Genomic DNA, 5,371 nt, shown 5'->3' with positions numbered 1-5,371 from the left:
CTTGTCCTGATTTAAAGTTAATCCACTATAAAAATAAGACAAAACCGTTTGCAATCCGTCGATTCATGATTCCGGCTTATCCGCAGCCGGTTTTTTCTTACGCGAGCGGCGGCGTTTGCGATTCGGCTTGCCATCCGCGCCATCGCCTTGCCCGTGTTGCCGACGCTGTTGTGTGGCAAGCGTCATCTCCGCGCGGGCCTCCGCATCCGCATGCTGGAACTTCGTCCACCATTCGACCAAATCCCGCTCCACTTCGCCGACCTCTCCGCGCAACACAAGGAAATCGTAAGCCGCACGGAAACGCGCTTGCGCCAGCATTTTGTGCGGACGCGCGCCGCGTGTGTAGTCGAATTGCGGCTGAAGCTGCCAAATTTCCCGCATGGTCGCGGCAAAACGCTGCGGTACGCCCCAGCCTTTTTCGACCGTTTCGCGCATGGTGTTCATCGCTTCGGATAAAGCGTGCGCAGGCTTTTGACCGCGTTTGATGTTGTCCTGCCAATGACGGTTCAAAACCGGCCACAATACAGCAGCAAGAACAAAGCCCACCGACACGGATTTGTCTGCGCGCAAACGTTCGTCCGTATTTTTCAAGGCGAGAGAAATAATGCGGTTTTCAGGTTTTGCAGCCGATTTGAGCGCAGTCAGAAGCGGATGGACGTCGTCTGAAACACCTAGGGAATTCAATCGTTTCAGACATTCTCTGGCATAACCAGAAAACAGCAGCTTCATGATTTCATCAAACAGGCGCGCTACGGGTTCGTGTTTCAGACGACCTGCCTGTTCCGGAATCGGTGCAGCGGTGTTTTCTTCCACGTCAAACCCAAGTTTGCCCGACAACCGCACTGCCCTCAGGATGCGGACAGGGTCTTCCTGATAACGCTCCGCCGCATTGCCGATCATCACCAGCTTGCGGTCGGCAATATCGCCGACACCGTGGTGAAAATCGATGATTTCTTCTTTAATCGGGTCGTAATAAAGCGCGTTGCAGGTGAAATCACGGCGCATGGCATCTTCTTCCATACTGCCGTAAGTGTTGTCCTTCATAATCCTGCCGTGCGCGTTCTGCTGCACTTTACCGCCACCCCTAAAGGTCGTGACCTCTATGGTTTCCGGCCCGACCATGACGTGTACGATTTGAAAGCGTCTGCCGATAATGCGGCTTCTGCGGAAAATCTTATGAACCTGCTCCGGCGTCGCATCGGTGGCGATATCGAAGTCTTTAGGCTCGACGCCCAGCAACAGGTCGCGAACCGCCCCGCCGACAACATAAGCCTGAAAACCTTCGTCATGCAAACGGCGGACAACTTTTTCCGCCGCAAAACTCAACATATCCGCGCTGATATGGTGCCTGTCGAAAGGAAGGATTTCCTTCGCCACAGGCACTTGCTTCGGCTGCTTTCCGGGTAAAACTTTATGCAACCATTTTTTCAACATAAAACTCTTTCCAAAATAAAAAGAGGTCGTCTGAAACCGGCGGCGAAGCCTTTGCACAATATTCTGCCTGGAATACGGCAAAATATTATGCAAAGGCTTCAGACGACCTGCCGTATCGCATTAAAAAACAAGGCGGCATTATACCCGAAACACCATAAACCCTGAAATTATAGTGGATTAACTTTAAACCAGTACGGCGTTACCTCGCCTTAGCTCAAAGAAAACGATTCTCTAAGGTGCTGAAGCACCAAGTGAATCGGTGCCGTACTATCTGTATGTCTGCGGCTTCGTCGCCTTGTCCTGATTTAGTTAATCCACTATATAGTCGAATATCTAAAAACCGTAACGGCGTTATCAGTTATAATAAAAGACTGACACAAACCTGTACGGAACCGTATCATGTATCACTACAAATCCGAAGCCACCCAATTCCTCGACAAACTCATCGAAGACAATCCGCAGCTGGAAACACAACGCCTTGAAAACCGCCATCTGTTGTGGGATGTCGAGCTGGACCCTCAAGAACAGAAAGAATTCGAAGCCGCCAAAGTCGCCAAAAAACCTTATACCTACTACCAAGACTGACGGCCAAACGGCATGACCACCCAGACACACAATATCGACCCGGCGCTGCAAGACTACCTCAACAGCATCGGCGAAAAAGAGCATCCCGTACTGACCGCCCTGCGTTCGCGCACGCAATCCCACCGTTTAGGGAAAATGGCGATTGCCCGCGAACAGGCAGCCTTGCTGACCTGGCTCGCGCGCCTGCTCAAAGCCGAAAAATATCTGGAAATCGGCGTATTTACCGGTTACAGCAGCACCGCAGTCGCCTTAGCCCTGCCCGAACACGGCAAAATTACCGCCTGCGACATCAACGTCACCTTTACCGATATCGCCCGCGAAACCTGGCAGGCAGCGCAAGTCGCCCATAAAATCACCCTTCACCTCCAGCCCGCCCTGCTGACCCTGGACGACTTGATAAGTCAAGGCGAATCAGGCAGCTACGACTTGGCACTGATCGATGCCGACAAACCGCCCACCCCGCAATATTTCGAACGCTGCCTGCAACTGGTTCGCAGTGGCGGTGTTATCGCCATCGACAATGTCCTGCTGAACGGGCGCGTTATGAGTGAAGCAGAACGCGATGCCCCGCCCAGCCTGAACATACTCCAGTCCTTCAACCGCAACCTGCCCGACGATTCCCGCATCGTACCCATTACCCTGACCGTCGGCGACGGTCTGACTTTGCTGCTTAAAAAATAAAATGAACAAAACCCTTCCCATCCTGTTTGCCGGTATCATCCTGCTCAACGCCTGCGCCTCTACCGCCCCCAAACCCAAATCCGGCGACACCTTCATGCTGCCCGATATTCCCACCGCCGCAGCCGAATCCTCCGCCATTCCCTATCCCGATTTGAACACGATGACTCAAATCGAACGCTTGGGTATGCAGGTCGAACGTTTGGAGCGCGAAATGGAAAACACCAACCAGCGCCTGCAACAACTCGAAAAACAAAACAAAACCCCGCGCCACGCCAATAGGAAAGTACCCGCCCAGCGTTTGGACGACCAAAAACTCAAAAGCACCTATCTGGCAAACGGCGGCACCGCGCCTTCAGAAGCCGACTCCGCCGACCAAAATGAAACCCGCCTCTACAACCAAGCCCTCAAATACTATCAGCGCAACAATTACGCCGCCGCAGCCGCAGTCTTAAAAGGAGCAGACGGCGGAAACGGCAGCGAAAGCGCCCGACGCAATATGTATCTGCTGCTGCAAAGCCAACAGCGCATGGGCAATTGCGAATCCGTCATCGAAATCGGCGGACGCTTTGCCAACCGCTTCCGCAACAGCCCGCAAGCCCCCGACGCGCTCTTCAGCATCGGGCAATGCCAATACAAGCTGCAACAGAAAGACATCGCCCGCAACACATGGCGCAAACTGATACAGAACTACCCCGGCAGCGCCGCCGCCAAACGCGCCGCCGTCAGCATCAAGCAACGATAACTTTTCAGACGACCTCCCATATTCAAAGGTTGTCTGAAATCATTCATTGAATAACGTTTTATACACCAGGAGTAAATATGGCCAAAATCGGCATCATCATGGGCAGCAACAGCGACTGGCCCGTCATGCAGCAGGCAGCGCAGTTTCTCAAAGAGTTCGGCGTCGAATACGAAGCCCGCGTCGTGTCCGCACACCGCACCCCCGATTTAATGTTCGAATACGCCGAAACCGCCCGCGAACGCGGCATCAAAGCCATCATCGCGGGCGCAGGCGGCGCGGCGCACCTGCCCGGCATGGTTGCCGCCAAAACCACCGTCCCCGTATTGGGCGTACCCGTACCCAGCAAATACCTGCGCGGCGAAGACTCCCTGCTCTCCATCGTGCAAATGCCCAAAGGCGTTCCCGTCGCCACTTTCGCCATCGGCGAAGCAGGAGCCGCCAACGCCGCCCTGTTCGCCATCTCACTACTTGCCAACGAAAACCCCGAGCTGGCGCAAAAGCTTGCCGACTTCCGCGCCAAGCAGGAACAAACCGTTTTAGACATGGAGCTGCCTGAGGCATAACCATCGAGATTGCTGGGAAGGTCGTCTGAAAGGCAAATAGAAATCTTTGTATTCTGACGACCATACCAGCTTCGCTTTTTATATTGTGCGCGACAATCGCTGGATATAACTGCTAATCTGCGTCAGTTCCAAACCAAATCTTTTTAATTACATCTAAATTAGAAGAAAATTTTTTATAGTCATCCTGAATTTTCGATACTAAAGAATTTAATTCAGCATATAACTCATGGCTGAAATTTATATTTATATTTCTTTCTCTGCCCCCTAATATCTCCATATTCAGTATATTATTTTTCTTAAATTTCATATTCAAGATATTATTCTTCTTGCTTATCTTAACAGTAAGTGATTCAAAGTTTAATTCGTTTTGATTATTATCTGAGATCAATTCTATAAAATCCAATAAATTGCCATAGTCCTCTTCACCGGCAATATATAGAGACAGACCATTTCCCAAATTGATATAAAAACCAGAATCAATATAGACTTGACCACACTGATTAAATTTCTCTAAATACAGAAAATTAAATTCCCAATTTATCTCAAAATAGAAATTATATTGATTGAGTGAAAAATTATATGTACTATTTAAATTCATTATTTCCTTTATCCTTTATAACCTAAAGATTTAGCTATCTTTTTAACTTTATCTTCCATGATTTCGTTCTCCCCATTTTCAGACGACCTTTTTTAACCACTCAATCCTCTGAACAACAATGAACAAAACTTTTGCATTTATCCTACTCGCCGCCCTACTCTGCGCCTGCCAAAGCCCGAGCAAACCAACCCAAGCGACTGAAGCAGTCCTCACCCGACAAGCACAAGCCACAACGGGCAACCTGATTATTTTCTACGATAAAGACATCGGCTCAGGTTCATTGATGAAGGCAGTGAAAGATTCCGGCGCGAGCTTGGTTTACGAATACAAAAACCTGCACGGAATTGCCATTCGTCCATCAGCCAAAACCAATATTCAAGATGCCATTGCCTATTTCCAAAAGGTAAACGGCGTGTTGTCAGTCGAACAAGACCGACTGATGAAACTTCAATAAGAGTCAACACTTAAATCAGCACACCTTTTGGAAGCCGATTATGTTTGAAGCTTTTATGATAGACTGATTTTTTAGTTTACAATGTAATATATTGCCTATTGCCTTCCTTTCAGGCAGGAATACGTTATAAAAAATACACAGAAAAAATAAAACGAATGGGGGCATGATGGCAAACCGTATTTTCAGTATAAAATTTATAAAGCCAATTAATTACCTCATTTTATTATTACTTATTTCGTTTTCATTTCTCCTTAACACTGATGAATTTTACATCATAGACTATAGTCAATTAAAATTAAAATAGGACAGTAACG

At 48.9% G+C, this 5,371-nt stretch carries 7 protein-coding genes; 5 read left to right on the top strand and 2 right to left on the bottom strand.

The genetic code is table 11. The features are described 5' to 3' along the window. Positions 1-63: 63 nt before the first annotated feature. Positions 64-1,434 carry a polynucleotide adenylyltransferase PcnB gene (locus HMPREF3277_RS00490; protein ID WP_003764158.1) on the bottom strand — a complete coding sequence of 457 codons (1,371 nt, stop codon included), beginning with the start codon at positions 1,432-1,434 and terminating at the stop codon, positions 64-66. A gap of 399 nt (positions 1,435-1,833) precedes the next feature. On the opposite strand from HMPREF3277_RS00490, the gene HMPREF3277_RS00485 reads away from it, so the two are divergent. The 4 genes from HMPREF3277_RS00485 to purE all read left to right on the top strand — a co-directional run bounded on the left by HMPREF3277_RS00485 (position 1,834) and on the right by purE (position 4,005). Continuing rightward, entirely contained in the window at positions 1,834-2,019 is a 186-nt protein-coding gene (locus HMPREF3277_RS00485; protein ID WP_003761287.1) for a DUF3460 family protein, read from the top strand. 12 nt (positions 2,020-2,031) lie between these two features. Then, entirely contained in the window at positions 2,032-2,700 is a 669-nt protein-coding gene (locus HMPREF3277_RS00480; protein WP_070869715.1) for a class I SAM-dependent methyltransferase, read from the top strand. Between the two features lies 1 nt (position 2,701). Beyond that, entirely contained in the window at positions 2,702-3,442 is a 741-nt protein-coding gene (locus HMPREF3277_RS00475; RefSeq protein ID WP_070869714.1) for a tetratricopeptide repeat protein, read from the top strand. Between the two features lie 77 nt (positions 3,443-3,519). Then, complete coding sequence (gene purE, locus HMPREF3277_RS00470; protein WP_003778018.1) at positions 3,520-4,005, top strand: 5-(carboxyamino)imidazole ribonucleotide mutase; 486 nt, start codon at positions 3,520-3,522, stop codon at positions 4,003-4,005. Positions 4,006-4,117: 112 nt separating this feature from the next. Here purE and HMPREF3277_RS00465 read toward each other — a convergent pair whose 3' ends face one another. After that, positions 4,118-4,603 (bottom strand): hypothetical protein, encoded by a 486-nt coding sequence (locus HMPREF3277_RS00465; protein ID WP_070869713.1) that lies wholly within the window; start codon positions 4,601-4,603, stop codon positions 4,118-4,120. A 118-nt stretch (positions 4,604-4,721) separates the two neighbouring features. Here HMPREF3277_RS00465 and HMPREF3277_RS00460 point away from each other — a divergent pair, with 118 nt between their 5' ends. Next, entirely contained in the window at positions 4,722-5,057 is a 336-nt protein-coding gene (locus HMPREF3277_RS00460) for a hypothetical protein (protein WP_070869712.1), read from the top strand. Positions 5,058-5,371: the final 314 nt, after the last annotated feature.

It is taken from the genome of Neisseria sp. HMSC70E02, from assembly GCF_001838645.1.
GTDB classification, from domain to species: Bacteria; Pseudomonadota; Gammaproteobacteria; order Burkholderiales; family Neisseriaceae; genus Neisseria; species Neisseria macacae.
Note: the sequence above shows the minus strand (reverse complement) of the source record. Positions and strands in the feature narration are given on the sequence as shown.

Coding starts and splice junctions, on each gene's coding strand:
- HMPREF3277_RS00490 (WP_003764158.1), bottom strand. CDS start 1,434: ATGTTGAAAAAATGGTTGCATAAAGTTTTACCCGGAAAGCAGCCGAAG.
- HMPREF3277_RS00485 (WP_003761287.1), top strand. CDS start 1,834: ATGTATCACTACAAATCCGAAGCCACCCAATTCCTCGACAAACTCATC.
- HMPREF3277_RS00480 (WP_070869715.1), top strand. CDS start 2,032: ATGACCACCCAGACACACAATATCGACCCGGCGCTGCAAGACTACCTC.
- HMPREF3277_RS00475 (WP_070869714.1), top strand. CDS start 2,702: ATGAACAAAACCCTTCCCATCCTGTTTGCCGGTATCATCCTGCTCAAC.
- purE (WP_003778018.1), top strand. CDS start 3,520: ATGGCCAAAATCGGCATCATCATGGGCAGCAACAGCGACTGGCCCGTC.
- HMPREF3277_RS00465 (WP_070869713.1), bottom strand. CDS start 4,603: ATGAATTTAAATAGTACATATAATTTTTCACTCAATCAATATAATTTC.
- HMPREF3277_RS00460 (WP_070869712.1), top strand. CDS start 4,722: ATGAACAAAACTTTTGCATTTATCCTACTCGCCGCCCTACTCTGCGCC.